General features: G+C 47.2%; 22 protein-coding genes and 1 tRNA gene. 12 read left to right on the forward strand and 11 right to left on the reverse strand.

Translation table 11 applies throughout. The features are described from left to right. Nucleotides 1-351: 351 nt before the first annotated feature. Nucleotides 352-1,263 (reverse strand): acetylglutamate kinase, encoded by a 912-nt coding sequence (argB, locus tag QUA02_RS17480; RefSeq protein ID WP_333029450.1) that lies wholly within the window; start codon nt 1,261-1,263, stop codon nt 352-354. 245 nt (nt 1,264-1,508) lie between these two features. On the opposite strand from argB, the gene QUA02_RS17485 reads away from it, so the two are divergent. After that, complete coding sequence (locus QUA02_RS17485) at nt 1,509-2,300, forward strand: HAD family hydrolase (RefSeq protein ID WP_333029451.1); 792 nt, start codon at nt 1,509-1,511, stop codon at nt 2,298-2,300. A gap of 97 nt (nt 2,301-2,397) precedes the next feature. Here the strand turns inward: QUA02_RS17485 and mreD are convergent, their stop codons facing one another. From mreD to QUA02_RS17500, 3 genes are all read right to left on the reverse strand, one after another. Beyond that, nucleotides 2,398-2,964: a rod shape-determining protein MreD gene (mreD, locus tag QUA02_RS17490; protein ID WP_333029453.1), complete on the reverse strand. Its 567-nt coding sequence runs from the start codon at nt 2,962-2,964 to the stop codon at nt 2,398-2,400. Beyond that, nucleotides 2,961-3,767, reverse strand: coding sequence for a rod shape-determining protein MreC (gene mreC / locus QUA02_RS17495; RefSeq protein ID WP_333029454.1), 807 nt, complete (start codon nt 3,765-3,767; stop codon nt 2,961-2,963). The genes mreD and mreC overlap by 4 nt, the downstream gene beginning before the upstream one ends. 91 nt (nt 3,768-3,858) lie before the next feature. Beyond that, on the reverse strand, nt 3,859-4,896 hold the full coding sequence (locus QUA02_RS17500; RefSeq protein ID WP_333029455.1) for a rod shape-determining protein: 1,038 nt from the start codon (nt 4,894-4,896) through the stop codon (nt 3,859-3,861). 295 nt (nt 4,897-5,191) lie between these two features. Between QUA02_RS17500 and QUA02_RS17505 the strand changes: the two genes are divergently transcribed. The 8 genes from QUA02_RS17505 to QUA02_RS17540 all read left to right on the forward strand — a co-directional run bounded on the left by QUA02_RS17505 (nt 5,192) and on the right by QUA02_RS17540 (nt 12,270). Further along, on the forward strand, nt 5,192-5,551 hold the full coding sequence (locus QUA02_RS17505) for a single-stranded DNA-binding protein (protein ID WP_333029457.1): 360 nt from the start codon (nt 5,192-5,194) through the stop codon (nt 5,549-5,551). 47 nt (nt 5,552-5,598) lie between these two features. Next, nucleotides 5,599-6,120 carry a tetratricopeptide repeat protein gene (locus tag QUA02_RS17510; protein ID WP_333029459.1) on the forward strand — a complete coding sequence of 174 codons (522 nt, stop codon included), beginning with the start codon at nt 5,599-5,601 and terminating at the stop codon, nt 6,118-6,120. Between the two features lie 79 nt (nt 6,121-6,199). Beyond that, nucleotides 6,200-6,805 carry a hypothetical protein gene (locus tag QUA02_RS17515; RefSeq protein ID WP_333029461.1) on the forward strand — a complete coding sequence of 202 codons (606 nt, stop codon included), beginning with the start codon at nt 6,200-6,202 and terminating at the stop codon, nt 6,803-6,805. Between the two features lie 138 nt (nt 6,806-6,943). Further along, entirely contained in the window at nt 6,944-8,248 is a 1,305-nt protein-coding gene (locus tag QUA02_RS17520; protein WP_333029462.1) for a TldD/PmbA family protein, read from the forward strand. A 241-nt stretch (nt 8,249-8,489) separates the two neighbouring features. Continuing rightward, nucleotides 8,490-9,314, forward strand: a complete 825-nt coding sequence (locus QUA02_RS17525; RefSeq protein ID WP_333029464.1) for a DUF3153 domain-containing protein — start codon at nt 8,490-8,492, stop codon at nt 9,312-9,314. A 202-nt stretch (nt 9,315-9,516) separates the two neighbouring features. Then, the gene (locus QUA02_RS17530; RefSeq protein WP_333029465.1) at nt 9,517-9,906 is read left to right on the forward strand and encodes a LapA family protein; all 390 of its coding nucleotides are present in this window, start codon (nt 9,517-9,519) and stop codon (nt 9,904-9,906) included. A 73-nt stretch (nt 9,907-9,979) separates the two neighbouring features. Next, nucleotides 9,980-10,792 (forward strand): segregation/condensation protein A, encoded by an 813-nt coding sequence (locus QUA02_RS17535; RefSeq protein WP_333029467.1) that lies wholly within the window; start codon nt 9,980-9,982, stop codon nt 10,790-10,792. A gap of 314 nt (nt 10,793-11,106) precedes the next feature. Further along, entirely contained in the window at nt 11,107-12,270 is a 1,164-nt protein-coding gene (locus QUA02_RS17540) for a nucleotidyltransferase family protein (RefSeq protein ID WP_333029469.1), read from the forward strand. 121 nt (nt 12,271-12,391) lie between these two features. Here the strand turns inward: QUA02_RS17540 and speA are convergent, their stop codons facing one another. The 3 genes from speA to QUA02_RS17555 form a co-directional block, all read right to left on the reverse strand. After that, the gene (gene speA / locus QUA02_RS17545; protein WP_333029470.1) at nt 12,392-14,401 is read right to left on the reverse strand and encodes a biosynthetic arginine decarboxylase; all 2,010 of its coding nucleotides are present in this window, start codon (nt 14,399-14,401) and stop codon (nt 12,392-12,394) included. Nucleotides 14,402-14,698: 297 nt separating this feature from the next. Next, nucleotides 14,699-15,850, reverse strand: a complete 1,152-nt coding sequence (locus QUA02_RS17550) for a helix-turn-helix domain-containing protein (RefSeq protein WP_333029471.1) — start codon at nt 15,848-15,850, stop codon at nt 14,699-14,701. 187 nt (nt 15,851-16,037) lie between these two features. Continuing rightward, the gene (locus QUA02_RS17555) at nt 16,038-16,628 is read right to left on the reverse strand and encodes a DUF3611 family protein (RefSeq protein WP_333029472.1); all 591 of its coding nucleotides are present in this window, start codon (nt 16,626-16,628) and stop codon (nt 16,038-16,040) included. Between the two features lie 167 nt (nt 16,629-16,795). On the opposite strand from QUA02_RS17555, the gene QUA02_RS17560 reads away from it, so the two are divergent. The 3 genes from QUA02_RS17560 (at nt 16,796) to QUA02_RS17570 (ending at nt 18,156) form a co-directional block, all read left to right on the forward strand. Further along, complete coding sequence (locus tag QUA02_RS17560; protein WP_172186391.1) at nt 16,796-16,966, forward strand: CAB/ELIP/HLIP family chlorophyll-binding protein; 171 nt, start codon at nt 16,796-16,798, stop codon at nt 16,964-16,966. Between the two features lie 356 nt (nt 16,967-17,322). Beyond that, complete coding sequence (locus QUA02_RS17565; protein ID WP_333029474.1) at nt 17,323-17,616, forward strand: hypothetical protein; 294 nt, start codon at nt 17,323-17,325, stop codon at nt 17,614-17,616. A gap of 111 nt (nt 17,617-17,727) precedes the next feature. Continuing rightward, the gene (locus QUA02_RS17570) at nt 17,728-18,156 is read left to right on the forward strand and encodes a heavy metal-responsive transcriptional regulator (protein WP_333029475.1); all 429 of its coding nucleotides are present in this window, start codon (nt 17,728-17,730) and stop codon (nt 18,154-18,156) included. Between the two features lie 452 nt (nt 18,157-18,608). Here QUA02_RS17570 and QUA02_RS17575 read toward each other — a convergent pair whose 3' ends face one another. The 4 genes from QUA02_RS17575 to QUA02_RS17590 all read right to left on the reverse strand — a co-directional run bounded on the left by QUA02_RS17575 (nt 18,609) and on the right by QUA02_RS17590 (nt 21,690). Then, entirely contained in the window at nt 18,609-19,532 is a 924-nt protein-coding gene (locus QUA02_RS17575; protein ID WP_333029476.1) for a spermidine synthase, read from the reverse strand. A gap of 132 nt (nt 19,533-19,664) precedes the next feature. Beyond that, nucleotides 19,665-20,540 carry a DMT family transporter gene (locus tag QUA02_RS17580; RefSeq protein ID WP_333029523.1) on the reverse strand — a complete coding sequence of 292 codons (876 nt, stop codon included), beginning with the start codon at nt 20,538-20,540 and terminating at the stop codon, nt 19,665-19,667. A gap of 223 nt (nt 20,541-20,763) precedes the next feature. Continuing rightward, nucleotides 20,764-20,845, reverse strand: a tRNA-Leu gene (locus tag QUA02_RS17585). Further along, complete coding sequence (locus QUA02_RS17590; RefSeq protein WP_333029477.1) at nt 20,824-21,690, reverse strand: M48 family metallopeptidase; 867 nt, start codon at nt 21,688-21,690, stop codon at nt 20,824-20,826. The genes QUA02_RS17585 and QUA02_RS17590 overlap by 22 nt, the downstream gene beginning before the upstream one ends. Nucleotides 21,691-21,732: the final 42 nt, after the last annotated feature.

Genomic DNA, 21,732 nt, shown 5'->3' on the forward strand with positions numbered 1-21,732 from the left:
TACTTAAATGGCTTAATTGGTAGACCTCGAAAAACTGCACAAGTATAAATACTTATCGCAAAAGTGACATGCTCCCAACTGGCAAACTAGAAATAGATGCGTATTCTGGTTCCACTAGCGCTAATCGCGTATTTGAAATCGGCTTGATAATTGCCACAGAATCCAAAAGTATAAAGTTTTCGATCGTAGTTTAACAAAAGCTGAAATACAACAACGGTTAGAATTAGTTGAAGTAATTTCCCAGAAGTACCTTCTCAAGGTTTGTAGGGCAGGTTTAGTTAGGATATACGCGCTCTCCCAGCGAGTTTACCCATTTCACGCACCCGCCCTCCCCACACTAGGATTTACCCCTTACTTAGGCCTTAAGTTCGCGCTGCTAAACTCAGAAGCCACAATCATCGATCCAATCCCCGCATCCGTAAATATTTCTTGCAGCAAAGCATGAGGAATTCGACCGTCAATAATGTGAGCACCCTTCACACCCTGAGCCAAACTCCGCACACAACAATTAACTTTCGGAATCATCCCCCCAGAGACAACTCCCGACTCAACCAACTCTCTCGCTTCCTGAATATCTAACTTAGCAATCAGACTATCCGGCTTGTGATAATCCTCTAAAATTCCCGCCGTATCTGTCATCAAAATCAACTTTTCTGCTCCCAAACCAGCCGCAATTTCCCCAGCTACCGTGTCAGCATTAATGTTGTAAGATTGACCGTGTTCATCCGCCGCCACGCTCGACACCACCGGAATATAACCGCTGTTCACCAAAGACTCCAAAATCTGGATTTTCACGCCGCTGACTTCACCAACAAACCCAATTCCTTCCCGGCCATCTGGACGAGCTTGAATCAGATTGGCATCCTTGCCGCACAATCCCACTGCTTTGCCGCCAGCTTGGTTGATTAACGAAACAATTTCCTTATTTACCTTCCCCACCAAAACCATTTCTACAACTTCCATCGTCGCCGCATCAGTCACTCTCAAACCATCCTTGAATTGCGGCTCAATTCCCAATTTTTCCAGCCAAATATTAATTTCCGGGCCGCCGCCGTGAACCACAACCGGACGCATCCCCACGCAAGCTAGCAGCACAATATCCCGAACCACCTTGTCTTTGAGAGTGCTATCTTTCATCGCCGCACCGCCATATTTGACCACAATCGTGCGGCCGGCAAAGTGTTGAATGTAAGGCAGTGCTTCGGAAAGCACCTCTACTCGATTAGTGTCCGAATTCCTAACAAAATCGCTTTGTTTGAGCATGGGTAAATTACAAAAGACTAAAAACTTAATTCTAAACTTTAATGGCTAAAGCACATATCAACAGCCACAAAAATTACTTTTTCCCTGAATTTTATCGACGCGCAGGCTCGATCGCCCTTATTGAGCCCATCCTCAAAAATTTCATAGGTTTTTTTAATAAAGCCATTAAAAATTATGTACTATAACTTATACATTTTTTGCTAAAGTCAAGAAATGTATAGCTCCCTTGATTTACTTAACGTTTTATGTTAACTGCTGTCGCCCAAGACTCCGAAAACCTTCACTACAAGCTACCATCAGAGGCTGACTCGTCCCCCCGGATGACCGTATTTTGCGATTTAGACGGGCCCATAGTCGATGTGTCCGATCGCTACTACGCCACCTATCAACAGGGATTGGCCGACACTCAAGCAGCTTATCTTGCTAGGGGAATCAACCTCAACCTCCAAATCCTCAGCAAACAGCAGTTTTGGCAGATGAAACAAAACCGAGTGCCCGATGCTGAAATAGCCAAAAGTTCCGGCTTGTCTGGAGAAGAAATTCACGTTTTTCTCGGATGCGTCAGTCAGATTGTCAATCAGCCAGACTTGTTGCACTTAGATCGCATCCAGCCGGGAGTGCAATGGGCGATCGGACTTCTGCACTCCCGCGGCGTGCGGCTGATTTTAGTCACCCTGCGGCCGAGAAATCAAGCCGTTCAACTGTTACAAAATTACGGTTTAGCTAGACTGTTTACCAGCATTCGCGGAACTCAGATGCCGGATGCCGCTTATCACAACTATACAGCCTTAAAAACGGAATTGTTGGCTGAAGTTGCAGAAGAATTTGAGTCATCCCTGGGTTCGGCTTGGATGATCGGAGATACCGAAGCAGACATCCTCGCCGGACAAGCATTGGGAATACCTACAATTGCCGTTACCTGCGGAATTCGCAGCCGCTATCAACTGCAAAAGCACCAGCCTAATTTCATTCTCAGTGACTTGATTATTGCCGTTCATCACTTATTAGGTTCGGCGTCACAAGTAATAGTGGACTGACAACAGTTAACTGTTGACTGTTGACTGACAACAGTTAACTATTACTTGTGACTGTTAACTGTTAACTGATGACTAATGACTGATGACTAATGACTGACTAAGATTTTTCTAAATTCCTCGTCATTTCCCACAAGCGATTCAGGGGAAAATAAATCACCGGAGCCCAAAGACTGCTGAGAATAGCAGAACACAAAGCCACTCGCTGGTGATCGCTCCAAATTTCCATTAAAGCCCGATCGCCCATAGCCAAAAATTGAATCCCCATCACCGTTTCAGCTACCACCGCCATCCCAAACACAATTAACGCGATCGGAATCGGATCTCTCTCAACAATATCTACCGGAATCGACCAGGTTTTCAGCAACAGAACAGTTAAGACTCCGACAATAACTAGACTCACAGCGTGGGTGGGATGAGGAGCCGTCATCGCATCTTGAAGAAACCCCAAAACCAGGCCCATGCTAGCAGCTCCCCAAACTGTACGTTTCCGCTTAATACTCCAAGCTACCAACCAAATTAACAGCCAGTTCGGGCTAATTCCCAGCAATTCCATTCCCGGCATCCGAGTGGGCAATATCAGTATGCACAGCATCACAGAAACAAATGTAACAGCGAAGTTGAGAAATTGGCGCGATCGCGAAGACATCCGAGATAAAGCTTTCATTGTTGCTGTGCTCCCTCAGATGCTGCTGAAGATTGACTCTGCGAATCCTTCGGTTCGGCTTGCTTAGAGTGGGGGTAAACCACCGCCCACTCCAGAGCATTCATTGGTGCAGAGAACTCAACCACAGCTTCTGGAGCCGGAGTTTTATTCATATCCACCGAAACCACTTTTCCCACAGGCAAACCAGGAGGGAACAACTGACTGTAAGAAGAAGTTGAAACCACATCCCCAGGCTTGACATTGGGAACATTCTCAAAAAACTCCATCACCGCCTGATTTCCGCCTTTCCCGCGCATAAAACCCATGTGGCGAGTGCGGGTAATTCCCACACCCAATTGACTCGTAGCGTCGCTGACTAACAGCACCAAGCTAGTATTAGGAGTAACGCTGACAACCCTGCCTACTAAACCGCCGGGACCCATGACAGTAAAATCTGTTTTGATGCCATCCTTACTGCCGCGCCCCAAGGTTACTTGCTGCCACCAGTGGTCGGCGCTGCGACCGACAATAGGAGCTACAATTCCTTGAGGTTTCTTACCCGAAACGTAACCTAAAAGCTCTTTTAGCTTCTGATTTTGTTTTTCTAATTCTAATAGCTGCGCTTGCAATTCTTGAGTGCGCGCCGAGATCAGCTCCTCTTGCCCAGAGGCGTTGGCGTGAAACGGACGAGTCACCCAATTGTAAACTTCAAATACTGCCGCACCTTGTGTTTGCCGAACTCCCCAAGCGGCAGTTACAGCGAAACCTAAAAGAGCAATTTGTAGCCGCAGATCCCACCACTTTCGGAATGTATTTTTTAGCATAATTTCACTAATCTAAAATTGTTAAGTCAGGATTTTAGATTTGAGATTGCAGCCGTATTTATTTCTAAATCCACAATCCCAAATTTGTTAACTACATATTGCGCGACGACTGCCCGCTGAAAACCCGTTCCAACTGTTTGTTTTCCAATACCCTACCAGTTCCCAAAACCACGCAGCAAAGCGGATCGGCTGCCACGTGAGTGACAATTCCTGTTTCGTGACTGATCAGAGTATCTAAACCTTTCATCAGCGCCCCGCCGCCGGCCAGCATAATTCCCCTGTCAATAATATCTGCTGCTAATTCCGGCGGGGTGCGTTCCAAAGTACGCTTGACAGCTTCCACAATTACTGAAAGCGGTTCCGACATACTTTCGCGAATTTCTGGGCCTTTGATCGTAACAGTTCGCGGCAGACCGGAGAGCAAGTGCAAGCCCCGCACTTCCATCATCACGTCGTCATCCTCTGGAGTTGGATATGCAGAACCCACCTGAATCTTAATTTCTTCAGCAGTGCGTTCGCCGATGACCAAATTGTGAACTTTTTTCATGTATTGGACGATCGCCTCGTTGAGTTCGTCGCCCGCTACCCGCACTGACTCGCTGATCACCGTACCTTGCAAACTCAAAACCGCAACTTCCGTCGTACCCCCACCGATATCTATAATCATATTGCCAGTCGCCTCAGCAACAGGCAGTCCAGCCCCGATCGCCGCGGCGATGGGTTCATCAATTAACCGCACTTCTCTAGCACCGGCCTGAGTAGCCGCCTCAATGACAGCACGCCTCTCCACTCCGGTGACACCGCTGGGGATGCCAATAATGATCCGCGGCGAAACTAAGGTTCGGCCTTCGTGAACTCTGCGGATAAAAGTCTTGAGCATCAGTTCGGCCGTATCGAAGTCTGCGATTACCCCGTCGCGAAGCGGGCGCAGTGCTATGACGTTCCCTGGCGTGCGCCCGAGCATTTTTTTAGCCTCTTCTCCAACAGCCAGCGGTATTTTTAAGTCTTGGTCGATCGCCACTACAGAAGGTTCTTGCAGAACAATACCTTTGCCGGATACATAAACGAGCGTGTTAGCAGTACCGAGGTCGATACCCATATCTCTAGAAAATCGATTGAGAAGACCCACTGATTTGTACCCCCCCCAAAACTAAAATACTATTGTGTGCAATAATGTTGTTACAAAAGTGTAACCGAGGTGGATTCTATTACGTTTTTCATCCTGAGTCTAGTCAGAAATGTACATTGTCGAGCACAGGTTGAGCGCCCCCGAGCCAATCATCCACGATCAATATGTTCTGGTAAGTGGGTGTAAAATCAGGATGAAGCCCCGATCGATGCCGTTGCAAGTTCAGTTTGGATGCAATGGCGCGGATCTAAGAGGTTAACTACACCACCGATCGACCACATTCCCGAAAAAGTTTATGAGTCTTAATGTTGTGACTTTAGTAGGCCGCGTCGGCGGCGACCCGGACGTGAAGTATTTTGAGTCCGGTACAGTTAAGTGCAAGTTGACGCTGGCAGTGAGAAGACGATCGCGCAATAACGACGAACCAGACTGGTTTACTCTAGAAATCTGGGGCAAAACAGCGCAAATCGCTGCTGACTACGTTCGCAAAGGCGCTCAAATTGGGGTAACAGGCTCTTTGAAGTTCGATCGCTGGCAAGACCGCAGTACAGGAGCTAATCGCTCAATGCCAGTAATTAAAGTAGACCAGTTAGACTTGCTGAGTTCCAAACGCGATAATGAGTCCGGTATGTCGCAAAACCACAGCGAATTCTAGTGTTTGAAGAATTTGGGAACTAATATTTGTGAATTGGGTGGGTGCTGGTGACTTCAGAAAAGTTAGAAATTGTTCAAACTGAGTACCAAGCTGGGCAAGTAGCTTTTGAGAGCGGCCGGTACGCTGAAGCTGTGCAGAGTTTAGAAACAGCTACCGGTTTAGTCGATCGAAATTCCCGGTTGGGCGGTGAGGTGCAGATGTGGCTAGTGACAGCCTACGAAGCCTCTGGCAATACAGAAAGGGCGATCGAGCTTTGCCGTTCGCTCACCCGCCATCCCCGCCAAGAAACCCGCCAGCAAGCAAAGCGCTTGCTGTTCATTCTCGAAGCACCCAAACTCACTATCCCTCCCGAATGGATGGTGAAAATCCCCGATTTAGCAGCTTTAGATGAAAATCAATCAATCAGTTTTCAAGCCAATCCCAACCCTGATATCAAGTACGCGAAACCTAAGCCCGCCGTAGCGGAACCTGTAGATTTGAGTCAGGTTAATACGAAAGATAATAGGTTTATCTGGGTGGCGTTAATTGCGATCGGGCTAATTTTAGGTGGCTTATTTCTTAGTTATTAATCATTTTTTCATTCGCACAAACTCTATCTCTAGGGCGCGCCTGGCCGCGCACCTCACCCCTACTGAGAGAAATTCAGCAATGCCTTTTAGCAATTATAAAAGTATCAGCGCTGTCGCCAAAGAATTCCAAATTAATTACCTGCGAAATAACTTCATTGTCGAAACAGAATTTGCAGTCAGCGACATTTTTCGGAATGAATTAGAATTGATTTTCAATGAAGGAGTATTTGACAACTCAGAAATAGCCATTTGTGAAAATATCATTTATCCTGTATTAAAAGAAGTTTGGAAAAATTATCGCAGTAATTTTCTCCTCTGGAGTCACCAAACCTTAATCTATAATGAGAATCTGTCAGGAATTGCAGATTATATATTGGCGAAGCGCTCACCCCTCGGCACAGTAGTTTTTGACAAGCCCTATTTCATATTAGTTGAAGCAAAGAAAGAGAGCGCCTTTGATGAAGGATGGGGGCAGTGTTTGGCAGAAATGCTCGCCGTGCAGCGACTGAACAATGAACCAGAACAAACTATCTTTGGTATTGTTTCTAATGGGGCAATGTGGCAGTTTGGCAAGCTCAAATTAGAAATCTTTACTCAAAATAAAATTTTCTATACAATTCAGGACTTAGAGCGACTGTTTGCAGCCGTTAACTATGTTTTTAAACAGTGTGAATTACAATTATAGGAGAAGGAAGAAGTAAGGAACGAAACTGATTTTGACACGGAGACACCGATTAATTATCGAGCATGAGGCAGGAGTCAGAAGTTGAATAGCGATAATTGCTAAAATAAAAACAAAGACCAAACCAGAAAGGCTATTATTGTGAGCGATTCAACCGTAGACCAGATTTTGAAATTGGCCTCTCAGCGCGCCGATGCGGCTGAAGTATACTACCTGTCGAGTCAAGACACCCCCATCGAATTTGAAAACAATCGCCTCAAATCCCTGCAAACCAAAGCACTGCAAGGCGTAGCACTCCGGCTGATTCACTCCGGCAAAATCGGTTTTGCTAGTTCCACAGATTTAACGCGGATAGACGATTTAGTAGATGCAGCGATTCAAACAGCCGAAATCGGCGACCCCGCAGAATTTGAACTCGCCTCCAACTTCCACCTAAAAGGCCCGGAAACCAGCTACACTCCGCCCACAACTCAAGAATTAGTCGAAAACGGCAAAAACCTGATCGAACAAGTTCACGCCTACAATCCCGATATTATGGTAGATGTCGGCTTTCACGTCCGCAGCGGCCGCGTGAAAATTGCCACGACGCGAGACGTTTATGCCGAAAGAAGCAGCCAAATAGTCAGCGGCTCGATCGCGGGCAATTTGGTAAAGGGAGAAGACTTTATGCAAGCATACAGTTACGATGTTGCGCGCGATCGTCCCCTGGACACCGACAGCATCCTCCAATCACTCCTCGAAAAATACCGCCTCGCCGAACATTCAGCCACCATCAGCAGCGGTTCCTACCCAGTATTATTTACCCCCAATGCCGCCGCCAGCACCCTCGGCGGTCTATTTGATACCATCCTTTCAGGTCAAGCAGTAGTTCAAAAAGCCTCTCCCCTAGCCGACAAAATCGGCGAAACCTTATTTGACGAACGCTTTACCTTTTTTGAAGACCCCACTTTAGGCCCTTCTGCTTGTCCCTTTGACGACGAAGGTACGCCCACCACCCGCAAAGTCTTGATAGACAAAGGAACTGTCACCGGATTTTATTGGGATCGCAGGTGGGCCGCTCGCGCCGGTGTACGATCGACCGGCAACGGTTTTCGTGGCGGATTGTCTCGCCCGGGCCCGAATTTGACTAACTTTTGCATTTCCCCAGGAAATACCGCCACTCAAGACTTGATTGCTAGCATGGACGAAGGTCTAATAGTAGAGCAGGTTTTAGGTGCCGGTCAGTCCAATCAGTTAGCTGGAGAATTTTCTGTCAATTTGGACTTAGGCTATAAAGTAGAAAAAGGCAAAATTGTCGGCCGCGTCAAGAATACAATGGTGGCAGGCAGCATTTTTGAAGCCTTTAAAAACTTGGCAGATTTGAGCAGCGAAGCCGAATGGGTAGGCGGTGCGGCATATTTGCCGAGTATGCTGTTTCAACAGTTGGGTGTAGCTTCGAGGCAATAAGTTCAGTGCGGTTAATTCCAGGTGACGCTGACACTGCTGCTATAAAAATGTTAGCACTCACGTCAAAAAAAACCGGCTTCTGCCACAAAGCATTTGTGAAATCGCCTTTCTGGAACCCAGAAACCGAGTTTTCGGTAAGCGGTTCGTAAGTCCCGATGTGCAGAACAAACATAGAAACAGTGTCGGCAATTCAAAGCTTTGCTAATTCATGCAAATAGGTAAAAATAGGGAAAAATGTATAATGAAAGAGCAAAATGTCAAGGATGGAAATGGGAAGAAGAAAAAGAATTTTTTCTTTCTTTTACCTTTGGTTTTTTGCCTTTTAACTCTAGTGACTGGATGCGTTCAGTACGATGTCGGGGTGAACTTTGAGAGTCAAACTCGCGGCGAAATCGTGCAGCACATTAAACTGGGGGAAAGGTTGACGAGCTTCAGCAGCGAAACAATTGCAGATTGGTTAAAAAGCGTAGAACGCAGGGTGAGGTTGCTGGACGGAAAAACTAAACGGCTTTCCCCGACAGAAGTTCTAGTGAGGATTCCTTTCAATAATGGAGCCGAGTTGCAAGACAAGTTCAACCAATTTTACAATCCGATCGCACAAACCGCAAAATCTCGGGTTGCAAGTCCGCTAGAAACCGATTTGCCGAAGTTTGAATCTCACCTGAATGTCAAGCAGAATAATTTGTTATTGGTGCTGCGAAATCGGTTGAGTTTGGAATTGGATTTGCGCTCTCTTTCTCTGCTTTCCTCTAACGGCAGTCTGCTGCTGAGCCCGGGGGGACTTTTGGAGCTAGACTTTAGCTTGAACACGCCTTGGGGTGCCGAAAGTATTGAAACTGTCGCCGGTGCGCTGGTTCCCGAAAGCTATCAGCAGGGAAAACAGTTAGTTTGGAAGCTCAAACCCGGGGAAGTTAACTATTTGGAGGCGATATTCTGGATTCCCAGTCCCGTAGGAATTGGGGCGCTGATTATTGCCTTATTTGTGGCGGCGGGCATTGCTTTGAAATATCAAATATTGCCAGCACTGGGAATCGGCAAGAAACCGCAAAACATCGGCCAAACCTAAACAGGATATGTTCGCTCCGGGGCGGGTTTACTCATATCTTTAATAAATTCTACGAGCCCCAATAAACTCGCCCCTCTCCCGGATATTATGGTTAATTGACCGGATTTGATGTTATCAAAAAAACTGGGAGGATATGCCAAAAAACAGTTGACAAATGGCCAAGAATTTGCTTAACCAGAATTGATAATTAGGAACAAAGAAAATGCGAGCGCTAAATTTCTTCTTCATCTTTCTGATTTGCTTGGCTCTAGTATTTTTCAGCATCGAAAATACACAGCCGACCGCGATTCAAGTTATCAAAGGCGTCCAAGTTAAAGCTCCGCTGTGCGTAGAACTAATTATGGCGACCGGATTGGGAGCCGTTTTAGCGTGGCTGTTCAGTTTGTGGTCGAGAATGCAGCGAACGCTCGCGTCCCGCCAAGAGATCCGCCAAGTTCGCGAAAAACAGCAGCGGATTCAGGAATTAGAACAAGATATCGAACGCTATAAAGCAGAAGTAGAAGCCAAACAACCTTTGTTAGAAAGTGCAGAAACCACAAGTTTAGACACAGCAGCGGCCGAGGTTAAAACTGCTGAAATGACCGCCAATTAAATTGATACGATCTCTCGTTTTCGGAGAGGGAAAATCTAAAATCTAAGCTCTAAAATCTAAAATCTAAAATCGAATGGCCGTTTCCAGAGACCAAGATGGTTTAGAAACGATTTCTGAGGGGATCGCAATTTTAATAGACTTAGCAGAACGGGGAGAAATCGATCCTTGGGACGTTAAGGTAATTGAAGTGTTCGATCGATGTTTGAGCAAGCTTACAAACGCCTGCGATGCCGATCAGAGTACGGATTTCTCCGATTTGTCCCACTCGGGCCAAGCGTTTTTGTACGCTTCAATGCTGGTTTTGCTCAAAGCAGAAAGTATCGTCCTCTGTGAACCCCCCGCGAATCCCGAGTCGGACGAGGCGGCGCTCGAAGACGCAGAACACTCAGGCGGGCGACATTTGCCGCAGCATCTGGAGCGACAATTGCGCCGTCGCGGTGTAGCTCAACTACCGCAAAAACGCCCGGTGACTCTCCCAGAACTGATCGAGCAGTTGCAGCTAATGAAAGCAGCAATGGAGCAGACAGTTGCTCCCCGGCGCCGCCCTACCTCAAAAATGCGATCGCAAGCAGCCCAGGCTATCTTTGAGCTAGCTCACCAAGAAAATTTGGTGGAAACTGCTAGTGAACTCGATCGGTTTCTGGCAGAACGGGGCTCGGAAATTGACGAGGGTTGGCTCGACTTGGAACAACTGCTGGAACTTTGGCATCAAAAGGATTTGCACTCCTCTGTTGACCCAGAAGTCCCGGTATCGACTGGGGAATTTCACTTGCCAAATCATGACCGCGTGGGTATTTTTTGGGCGCTGTTGCTGCTGTCGGCTCAGTCTAAAGTAGAGTTGCTTCAAGAGGAGTTTTATCAAGACCTCAAAATCCGGGCGCTTTGAGCTTGCAGGGTATTAGGTTCTCGGGCGAAACTAATAACTGTGCCGCTGCGTCGGTTAAGATTCCAGGCCGAACTTAGCTCGCCAGCATTCTGCTGCTGAGTCTCGAATGCGGACAGCGGGAGTGCGAAGTTATTGCTGATTCCCGATTCCTGGTTTCTTAAATGCAGGTAAATTGGGGATAAATGATTGATAGCCTGGTACGATGTCGCCTATAAACAGGTCAGAATTTTACTGCGATCGATCGAATCGATTGCAACCGCTAGCATCTAATTGTTGAGCTGATATCAATTAACAGAGGGTTGAGGAAGTTAAGAATGAAAGCGATGATTCTGGCGGCCGGTAAAGGCACTCGCGTCCGTCCCATTACTCAGACAATACCCAAACCGATGATTCCCATCCTGCAAAAGCCAGTGATGGAGTTTTTGGTTGAATTGCTCCGACAGCACGGATTTGACCAGATTATGGTCAATGTTTCCCACTTGGCAGATGTGATTGAAAACTACTTCCGTGACGGTCAAAAGTTTGGGGTACAAATTGCCTATTCTTTTGAAGGGCGAATTAAGGAGGGAGAACTGATTGGAGAGGCTCTCGGTTCGGCTGGCGGCATGAGGCGGATTCAGGACTTCTCGCCGTTTTTTGATGATACTTTTGTGGTGCTGTGCGGCGACGCTTTGATTGACTTGGACTTGACTGCTGCTGTGAAGTGGCACCGGGAAAAAGGGGCGATCGCTACTATTGTAATGAAATCTGTTCCCCGCGAGGAGGTTCCCAGTTACGGTGTAGTAGTTACGGACGAGTCTGGCAAAATTAAAGCTTTCCAAGAAAAACCTTCTGTAGAAGAAGCTCTGAGTACCGACATCAACACTGGTATTTATATTTTTGAACCAGAAATATTCAATTACATCCCTTCGGGCAAGGAATACGATATCGGTTCGCAGTTATTCCCCGCGCTAGTAGCAGCAGGCGCGCCTTTTTACGGGATTAGCATGGACTTTGAGTGGGTGGATATCGGCAAAGTTCCTGACTATTGGCGGGCAATTCAGAGCGTGCTGCTGGGACAAGTTAAAAATGTTTCGATTCCGGGAATTGAAGTGCGCCCCGGCATTTACGCTGGCTTGAATGTAGCTGTCAACTGGGATAAAGTTGATATTACTGGGCCTGTTTACATTGGCGGGATGACGATAATTGAAGACGGAGCAAAAATTGTCGGCCCGACAATGATCGGCCCGAATTGTTGGCTTTGCAGCGGGGCGACTGTGGAAAACAGCGTGATTTTTGAGTATTCCCGTTTGGGCCCGGAGGTGCGGTTGGTTGACAAACTGGTGTTCGGGCGCTACTGCGTTGATAAAACCGGGGCGGCGATCGATTTGCAAGCGGCGGCTCTCGATTGGCTGATTACTGACGCTCGCCAAGTTTTACCGACTCAACACGGAGAAGAGCGGCGGGCGATCGCAGAAATTCTCGGCACTGCTGAATAATGGTAATTGCTAATTGCTAATTGCTAATTTCTCAAGGTAAGGTGCGCACTGCGCACCCTACTTTTACGGTTATTATCTCAGCTTTCAATGCTGGCAAGGTGCTTAGGTTGCACCCTACATTTTAAGACTGAAGATAAGTATATTGGCTGAGACTCCGCTCGTAATTTTGCAGCAAAAGTTGAGACTCAGAAAGAGTAATTTTATTTTGCTGCAAAGCTGCTTCTGTCTGACGGCGGATGCTTTCAACCAAACTTTCTGCATCGTATTGTACGTAGCTGAGGACTTCTTTCATAGTGTCCCCTTTCACAACGTGTTCGATATGATAGCCAGAAGGCGTTAGCTGAATGTGAACTGCATTTGCATCGCCGAATAAGTTGTGAAGGTTGCCCATAATTTCTTGATAAGCACCTCCCAAAAATAGCGCCAAATAGTAAGGTTCTCCGGGTTTAAGAGTATGCAGCTCCAAAACAGACTTGACATCTCGCAAATCGATGAATTGGTCGATCTTCCCGTCGCTGTCGCAGGTTAGATCGGCTAAAATACCGCGCTGAGTTGGTTCTTCATCAAGTCTGTTAATTGGCATAATTGGGAACAATTGGTTGATTGCCCAACTGTCCGGTACTGACTGGAAAACAGATAAGTTGATGTAATAAATGGACGCCATCACCTTTTCTAAATCTTCCAAATCGTCCGAGACATATTCTTTTTGCCGCGCGATAGCCTGTATTTTATCGCAGCAAGCCCAGTACAACTGTTCGGTTTTCGCCCGTTCCGCAATTCCCAAATAGCCTAAGTTAAATAAACTGACTGCTTCTTCCTTGAATTGGATAGCATCGTGATAAACTTCTTGGTAATTTTCGGGAGTGATAGATTGGTAAATTTCGTAGAGATTGCGCGGAATTTGGTGCGTGTTTTCGTCTACTGGTTCGGGTACTTCTCTGGGGACATCGCTAGTACCGAGTACGTCAAAAACTAACACTGATTGGTGAGAAGCGATCGCTCGCCCGCTTTCGCTAATGATAATTGGGACCGGGATTTTGCGCTCGTCGCAGGCATCTTTCACTCCCGCTACTACGTCGTTAGCGTAGTTTTGCATATTGTAGTTTTTGGAAGCGTGGAAGTTTGTTTTAGAGCCGTCGTAGTCAACGCCGAGTCCGCCGCCTACGTCCAAGTAGTTCATATTAGCTCCCAATTTAGCTAATTCTACATAAATGTGGCTGGCTTCTCGAATGGCGTCTTTGATGACGCTAATTGAGGAAATTTGAGAGCCGATGTGGAAGTGCAGTAACTGCAAACAGTCGAGCATTCCAGCTTTTTCTAGTTCGCCGACTGCGCGGATAATTTCAGGAATTGTCAAGCCAAATTTTGCCCGATCGCCCGTGGAACCTCCCCAGCGGCCAACGCCTTTGGTAGTGAGTTTTGCTCGCACTCCCAAAATCGGTTTAATTCCTAATGCTTTGCTCGCGGCGATTGCGAGTTCTACTTCCTCTATTTGCTCCAGCACAATTACGGAAGTTTGCCCTAGCCGCTGCGCCAAAATTGCGGTTTCTATGTATTCCCGGTCTTTGTAACCGTTGCAAATTAACAAAGCGCCCGGGGTTTTTAAGGTCGCCAAAGCTATCATTAATTCTGGTTTCGAGCCGGCTTCCAGTCCGAAGTGATGGGGTTGACCGAAACGCACCAAATCTTGTATTAATTGTCGGTGCTGGTTGCATTTGACTGGAAAGACACCGCGATAGACATTTTTGTAATTGTAGCGGGCGATCGCTCTGGCAAAACACGAATTTAAGCGATCGATCCGGTCTTCCAAAATATCAGCAAATCGAATCAGCAGAGGCAAAGCCAAATTTCGCTGTTTTAGGGATTCTACCAGTTCGCACAAGTCGAGGGAACCGCCGCGATCGCCCTTGGGAGATACTGTAACGTGACCGGCGGCGTTGATCGAAAAATACGGTTCGCCCCAACCTTGAATGCGGTACAGTTTCTCGCTATCTTCGATCGTCCAAGATTTGTGTGGCAGTTGAGCTGCCGTTACCAAAGGACTGTCTGGTGCCGCCAAACTCGTGACTGTTTGCGGTAGAGTCGATAGCGGATCGATCTCCAAGGGAGCAGCGGTGGCTGGGGAACTCATCTTATCGGAAACCTCTTTTAGGACTGGTCAAATAGATAGTTTATCGCACATATCGGGTTTCCTGATGCAGTTGAAAATTCACTTTGGGTGCACGGCTGGGCGATTTGAGATTTAAGATTTGACTCCACCGATCGATGAAGGTGGCGGATTGAACTAAAATCTCAACCGCGATCGCTCTCGACGACTCAAGTCTTTAAGCAAGTATCCGTATGCAGGTGAACTCGGAAACCGGGTTTCTGAGACTGGGACTGGGCCTGCGCCAAGAGTGTTGTCGGGCGATCGATCGCCCGACAAACTCTAACCAAAAATCACCTCCGGCGGCGCCATGTCAGCCCCCACGATCGTTCCCCCATGACTGTTAGACTTCTTCAAACCCGGTTGAGGTGCTTTTTGTGGGGTCTTCTGAGCCGGTGCAACTGAGGCTGGCGGTGTCACCTGCGTTGGAGGTACTGCTTTTGCCCCGGGCACCACGGGTTGCTGGGACAGCCAACCCAAACCCCCTACAGCCCCAGCCATCACAGCGGTGTAGCCGAGGTACAAATGCACCGTACTCATTTGAAAGCCTTCCGCTGACTCGGAGTCGGGAACAGATAAATACGAATTCAGAGTTTGGCTGGGATCTGGCTTGGGCAAAGCATCCGCCATAGCATTGCCGTTGAGTCCCACAGCATCGCCGATCCGGCGAATAAAACCTCTAACGTAAATATCTTGCGGCAATTTCTCGATTTCCCCATTTTCGATCGCTTCGATGTGGTGCAGCGGCACGAGAGTTTGACTGTGGAGTTGCTGGAGGGATAGTCCGCGAATTTGCCGTCCCTTGCGCAATTCTCTACCCAACTCGCACAGGCACTCTTTCCGCTGTTGAACGGCTAAAGCTGCTGTCTCTTCCTTGGTGAGTTTTTTACGATTCTGGAGAAAACCGAATCCTGGGAAGGATTTTCCGGGGACGATGGCAGTTGCAGGTGCAGCCGACTCGACTTGAATTTCGTCTTTTGGCGCTTGTTTGTTTTCTTCTGAAGTGTTAGTATCTCGATCGACATTTTCAGTGTCGGACTCGGTTTTGGGGGGCGCTTCCACACTAGCGCTGCGCCAATAGAAAACAGGAGCAGGTACTGGCGGCTCTAATTCTCTAAATTCTGTCACCGTCCCCATGGCGGGACTTAAAGTAGCCATATTCTCTTCGGCTACTTGCGCTTCAATTTTGTTTTGTTTGCCAAACCGATCGAATGCGAGCTTGACGGCTTCTCTGCTAACTGCTCTAATTAAAATTTCGGCAGCAGAGGCGGCTTCGCCCAACATTGTTTGCAGGCTAGCTAGAGCGTGGCTGTAGGTGTCGCTACAGAGGAGTTCAGCTTCTATTTGACCGAGGACAGAACGAAAACTTTCTTGTGAAATTTCAATAGTTGCGTGATCTGTCACCCCAAAATAAGCCTCGGGTTTCAGTGCCATGATATTTATGTTGTCTTGCTAGAAGGTATCTGAGTACGTTCTTCGACAGGTTGGCAGTGATTCCGGATGTCGGTTGGGGGAGAGTGGGAGAGGAGAAAGTGGGAGATGGAGAGAGTGGGGGAGAGTGGGGGAGAGTGCGAGATTCCCGATTCCCAATTCCCGATTCCCGATTCCCGATTCCAATTTTCTATTGCTTGTGAATTCGATCGAGCAACCAAAGAGCCCCCATAATCCCGACAAAGTGAGCAACAGTAGCGTGAGTATTGGCGAGTACCACAAATATGTCTAGCGGCTGAATAAATCGGCCCAAATCGACTGCGGTACCGAACAAAGCTTGGGGCTGAGCTAGAGATTTGGCTAACAGAGTGCCGCTGATAGCTTCTGCTCCCAGCAGTGTCAGCACCATTCCCGATAAGTTGCTCCAAAGTGTCAACTGCACGTCTTTAATAGTGTCTGCTTTTTTGGGGCGGACAGCGTTGGCGGGCGATCGCAGTTGTCTCGACAAGCGGGTGAAGCGGAAAGAGCGATATACGCTGTAAGCGAGCACTGCTAGCCCGCAAATGGCAAAAAATACGCCGCCGCCGGTGCCGGCACTGGTCGATCCCGCAGCGGCGGTAGCGCTGGGGATAGCGAAGGGGATGGCAAAGAGCAAAATGATCGCCGCTACCACCGCTAGCACTAACTGTACCCAGAAGCAAACCCAGCCTGCTGTACGAAGGGCAAAGGCAACTCGCTGTACGGCGACAGGAAGCTTATCGTTATCTAACTGATTAGTCATATTTTGAGCGGATATAATTAAGTGGCTTTAGTGGGCAGCAGTTTTTTCTCTTCGGGGACGGTTGACGGCGGTTAACCCTCTTTATAATAGAAGCAGCAATGTTTAAGAATTGTAACTAACATTCGATTTCACATTTGAATAGCGTCGATCGCCAGGTATCCAAAGCAATGACACAACTACAACCCACCGTCACTCCCAAACTGGAACAGCCAAAGTTTGGCTTCAACAGCTACGCGGAACGCCTTAACGGTCGAGCCGCGATGATCGGTTTTTCCCTAACTTTAATTATCGAGTATGTCACAGGCCAGGGGTTGCTGTCCTGGTTAGGTCTCAACTAATTTTAGCTGTTTGGCGCGGTCAGCCTCACACTTTGTCTTGACTCGAACCGCAGCGGGTGTCACCTCTGCTGACCGCGACAAATTCGGGAATTGATTAGAATATTAATTAGAAACAAGCCTAGCGACTTCTCTGTCGAGAGAGATCGGTTCACAGAATGCAAGAGCTGGCTTTTGGATGTATCTCGGGTGAAATTTTGATTTGACAAGCTTGGCAATTTGGCCTCGCTCTCGTACAATTCCCCACAGGCGAGAATATAAATTTAGGTGAAGCTAGTCTCCCTTGCTAGAAATCCCGATCGTTCCGCCAACTCTAAGTTTTAGAGCTTGTAAATAAATATAGAACAGAGTAAAACCCAATGAATGCTTCGTGGACGCGACTTTTGAGGTCAGCTTACCGTAGAGAGCCAATTACCAGCTTTGTTGTGACAGTGGGCGTTGTCGATGCAGCGATCGGCAGCATCGGTGCGAGCGGCTCTTTATTGGCTTTTGGGCTGGGTACTGCTGGGGTGGCGATGGCTCTCCGCTGGTGGCAAATTTACCGCTCTGGAGCCGAAAAAGCCGCACCTGCTGCCGAATACTATCTTCCTCCTCAGTCTTCTCGACCCCAGTTGCCCGTGCTTAACGTGTCTAAAAAAAATCCTCCTTATTAAGATTACCGGGCAATGGCGACTGGGCGAGGTGGCGATCGACTCCCTGCATCTGAGAAAGTAAAAGATATGGCAAGAAAAGTCTTTCGATCCTAAATCTTTGATGCTTGATTTATGAATATTTCTGTTGCCGAGAAACTGTACAAAATTGGCTCCGTAGCTGCCTGTAGCGGTTTGTCGGTGAAAACTGTTCGCTACTATGAGGAGATGGGCTTGCTGTCTCCTGCGGTGGAGCGATCGCCCGCTGGTTATCGCTTGTTTGGCGAAACGGTATTCAACAGATTGGCGTTTATTAAACGATCTCAGGCTCTGGGTTTGAGCCTTCAGGAGATTAAGGATATTTTACAAGTTCGCGATCGGGGAGAGTTGCCCTGTTCTGAAGCGAAGCAGCATCTAACGGCGAAGGTAGAGGAAATTTCCGTGCAAATTGCAGCGTTAGAAACTTTGAAGGGGGAGTTGCAATCCATTCTCAACCGCTGGCAAGAGCAACCCTCGCAGGCGAGCATTACTCGCACGATTTGTCCGAACATTCAGCGGGATTGAGCAACAGCAGAAAGATAAAAAATAAGGGAAGGAATTATCGGTTTCCTTCCCTTGATGGTTTTGTTGGTCCTTTTGTTGGTGGTTTGGTCGATCGTGTTGAGCTTTTAACTGTTTTCGCAGAGTTTGCTGTTGCTTTTTGAGCTGTCGTGCTCTGGCTGAGCCGCCTTTGCCTTTGGAGTTTCTGCCCTCGCTGCGGGGAGACTCCCAACTTTTTAGTCTCATATTTTTTATTTTTTGCACTACTTCTATACTACACCGCCCGAATTTCACTGTCAAGTATTTTTTAAACAGATGTTCGCTAATATCAACTATTGACTGATTTAGATTTGGTATTAGGACTTACGCACGGGTAGCCAGAAACCGGGTTTTTTAACCAAATACATACTTAAAACCCTCCATAAGAATTAAAAAAACCGATTTCTTTGTGGGCGAGTGCGTAAGTCATATATTTATCAGTCCCAATATCCTGCAGGTATTTCAGCATCTGTAAAAATTGGCAGGGTTTCCCAATTTTTCACCCATTCCGGCATTTGCGCTACTTTTTTTAGCTGAAGCGACATTTCTCTTAAGGAAAATTCTAAATTGTGGAAATCTTGAATAAGTTCGGCTTTCAAGAAAATTTCATTTTTACCTAAATCGGGAGTATTAGTCGCAATCACAATGCAGTTGCCGGTTTCTAAATTGCATATATAAATTTGTGCGAACACAGTTTGAATGGTTTTCACCGCCGCCGCGTTAAACTCTTGTTTGTGGAACAGGTGGACAACTACAGCACCTGCGCTTGACAAGCGATTTTTGCACAGTTGGTAAAATTCTTGTGTCACCAATCTATAGGGCATATAGCCACTGCCCAAACCTGCATCCACGATAATTAGATCATTTTTTACTGTTGGATTTTGTCGGTCAAGATATTCGCGCCCGTCTTGAATCGCTACTTTTAGTCTGTCGTCGAATTGAATGCCAAAAAATTTGCGAGCAACTTCGACTACTGTGGGGTCAATATCTGTACATTCGACTATCGCGTTAGCGAAATAATGGTGAAAAAATCTGGGAATGCTGCCGCCGCCAAAGCCAATTATATAGATATTTTTTGGTTGATTTTTCCAGACTAATGCTAGCAGCATGGCTCTGGCATAGGGAAATATTAAATTTAGCGGATTGTTGAGGTCTAGGATTGATTGAGCTACATTTGTGCTTAAGGTTTCTCTGTCTGCTAAAAGCAGTAGTAGCACTGAGCGGATTTTTTTAACTGCTATGCAGTTATCGCCGGAATTTTGTTGAAATATGATGCCGTCTGGCTGTTGGTGAAGCCAATTGATTTGTTGGTGAATAGCTGCTAAATTGCTAGTTTGCCGATCGCCTCGATAATCAGTCATAGGATTTTAGATTTTAGATTTTAGATTGGGGAATCACTGATGACTATCACGGTTGGGAGCAGACCTACAGTTTCATTCTTTTTGGGAACTGGTATTAAATCTAAAATCTTAAATCTCTCTTCTCACATTTAATCACTTCAAACCCAATAATAGGGCGATTCCGCCGATCGCACCAACTACGCCCAAAACAGCCCGAAGGCTCACTTTTTCGCCCGCCAGCACGGCTAAAGGCAGTATAAATAGGGGACTGGTAGAACTGAGTGCTTGAGCTATTCCTGCGGGTGCATATTTCAGCGAAATCTGTTGCAGGAAAATTCCGAGATAGGTTCCTAAAAAAGCTGCTAGAATGATTGCATTTAATAGTTTGGGCGCTTTTAATTGTTTGAAACTTTCCCGGTTGGTTGGGTTCAAAAAGCATAACATGACTGCTAGGCCACCGCTCAAACGCAAGGTCGCAGTCCACAGGGGATCGATATCTATTTGAGTGAAGGCCGCGCGGGATAAAACTGCTCCGGCGGCGTGGCTTGTTTGTCCTAATAAACTAATGGCTAATCCCTGCCAAAGATGTTTTGATGGTAAGGTTGTTTCGGCTGTTCGTTCTGCAATTACCCAAGCTACGCCGCAGATTGTTAAAAGAATGCCTGTACAAGCAACGGGCGATAAGTTTTCTTGCAAAAATATTAAGCCAAATAAAGCTGTTAAAGGGGGAGATAGGGTTTCTAAAAGGAGCGTTCGCCTCGCACCTAAATATTTTAATACGATAAAGAAAGCGGTGTCTCCGATGCCAATTCCTAGGCCGCCGCTGATGAGCAGCATTGCTAAAATATTAGGGTTGATTGGGGGTAAGGGTTTACCTAAAATTAGTACAGTGGCAAGGAGCATGAAAAGGGCGATCGCGCCTTTGAGCAAGTTTAGCACCACTGCGGGGATTTGCTGTCCTACTCGCTGCCAGATGGTGGAAGATAGAGCCCAGACAAATGCAGCGCCTAAAGCGGCGATTTCACCCATAAAATCTGTTGACTGTTGACGGTTGACTGTTGACTGTTGACTGTTGACGGTTGACTGTTGACGGTTGTCATTAGTTACCAATTCGCAATTCGCAATTCGCAATTCACAATTCCCAATTCCCATGCCCGATGCCCGATGCCCAATTCCCAATTCCCCATGCCATATAAATTAGGGTTCCAGACTTATCATCTGGAACCCTAGATTTATTAAGCTTTTTTAGCAGTGGGCGGGGAGAGAATCGAACTCTCATACCTTTCGGTGTCAGATTTTGAGTCTGATGCGTCTACCAATTTCGCCACCCGCCCTTTTTCGTTTCACCATCATAACACACCGATCGATTTTGCACAAGAGATTCATAATCTTTTGAACTTGCCCAGCGATCGATCTCTCGGGCGCGCAATACTGGTACAGGATGGGACAACTGAGCCGTCTGAGCTTGTTTGAGCATTTCTCCCAGTTGAGTGCTGCTGATGTCGTCGTAGGCCCGCGCCTGCGCCAAAAACGCATCTACATTCAGTTTCGGAGCTAAAGTCGGCGAACCTCCGGCCAGTTTCATCAACAGCGATGCTACCACTTTTGGGTCTTGGGTGGCGAGCAAGGCGGCGCGATCGCACGTAAATTCCGCACACCGCAACCATTCCAACATTTGCGCCTGCAAACCCTGCGCGAGCACGGTTCCCAGAGGCGAAATTTGACCGGCGGCCAACACAATTAAATTAGCCAGAGTCAGGTAAACTCCGTGCTCGCACTTCAAATGCCCCAACTCGTGAGCGATTACTGCCTTAACTTCCTCCTCTGTGAGCAAATCAATCAGAGAAGTGTGCATCACCACAAAAGGCTGTTTTCCCCGCATCGCAAAGGTGTAAGCATTTGGCATCGGATGCTGGCGGACATAAAGCTGCGGCACTTCTAAATCCAGAGTTTTGCAGGCATCCACCAGCAATTTATGCAGGTGAGGCAATTGATTTTCGCCGACTTGGACGCTAGAAGCCAGATTTTCGAGCATGAAAAACTGTTCGCCAAGTTGTCCCAGCAACTGCCGCACGATCAAATCCAGGCCGGGCAGTTGTTTGAGAGTGCTGGTGGCTTCCAAGTCTAGCGGGTGGCGAAACTGGTCTGCTTTCAAACCGATGAGGGGTATGTTCGACATTGTAGTGATTATTCATTAGTCAACAGTTAACCGTTAACAGTT

Source organism: Microcoleus pseudofavosus SVA1_A4, from assembly GCF_036700565.1.
GTDB lineage: Bacteria > Cyanobacteriota > Cyanobacteriia > Cyanobacteriales > Microcoleaceae > Microcoleus.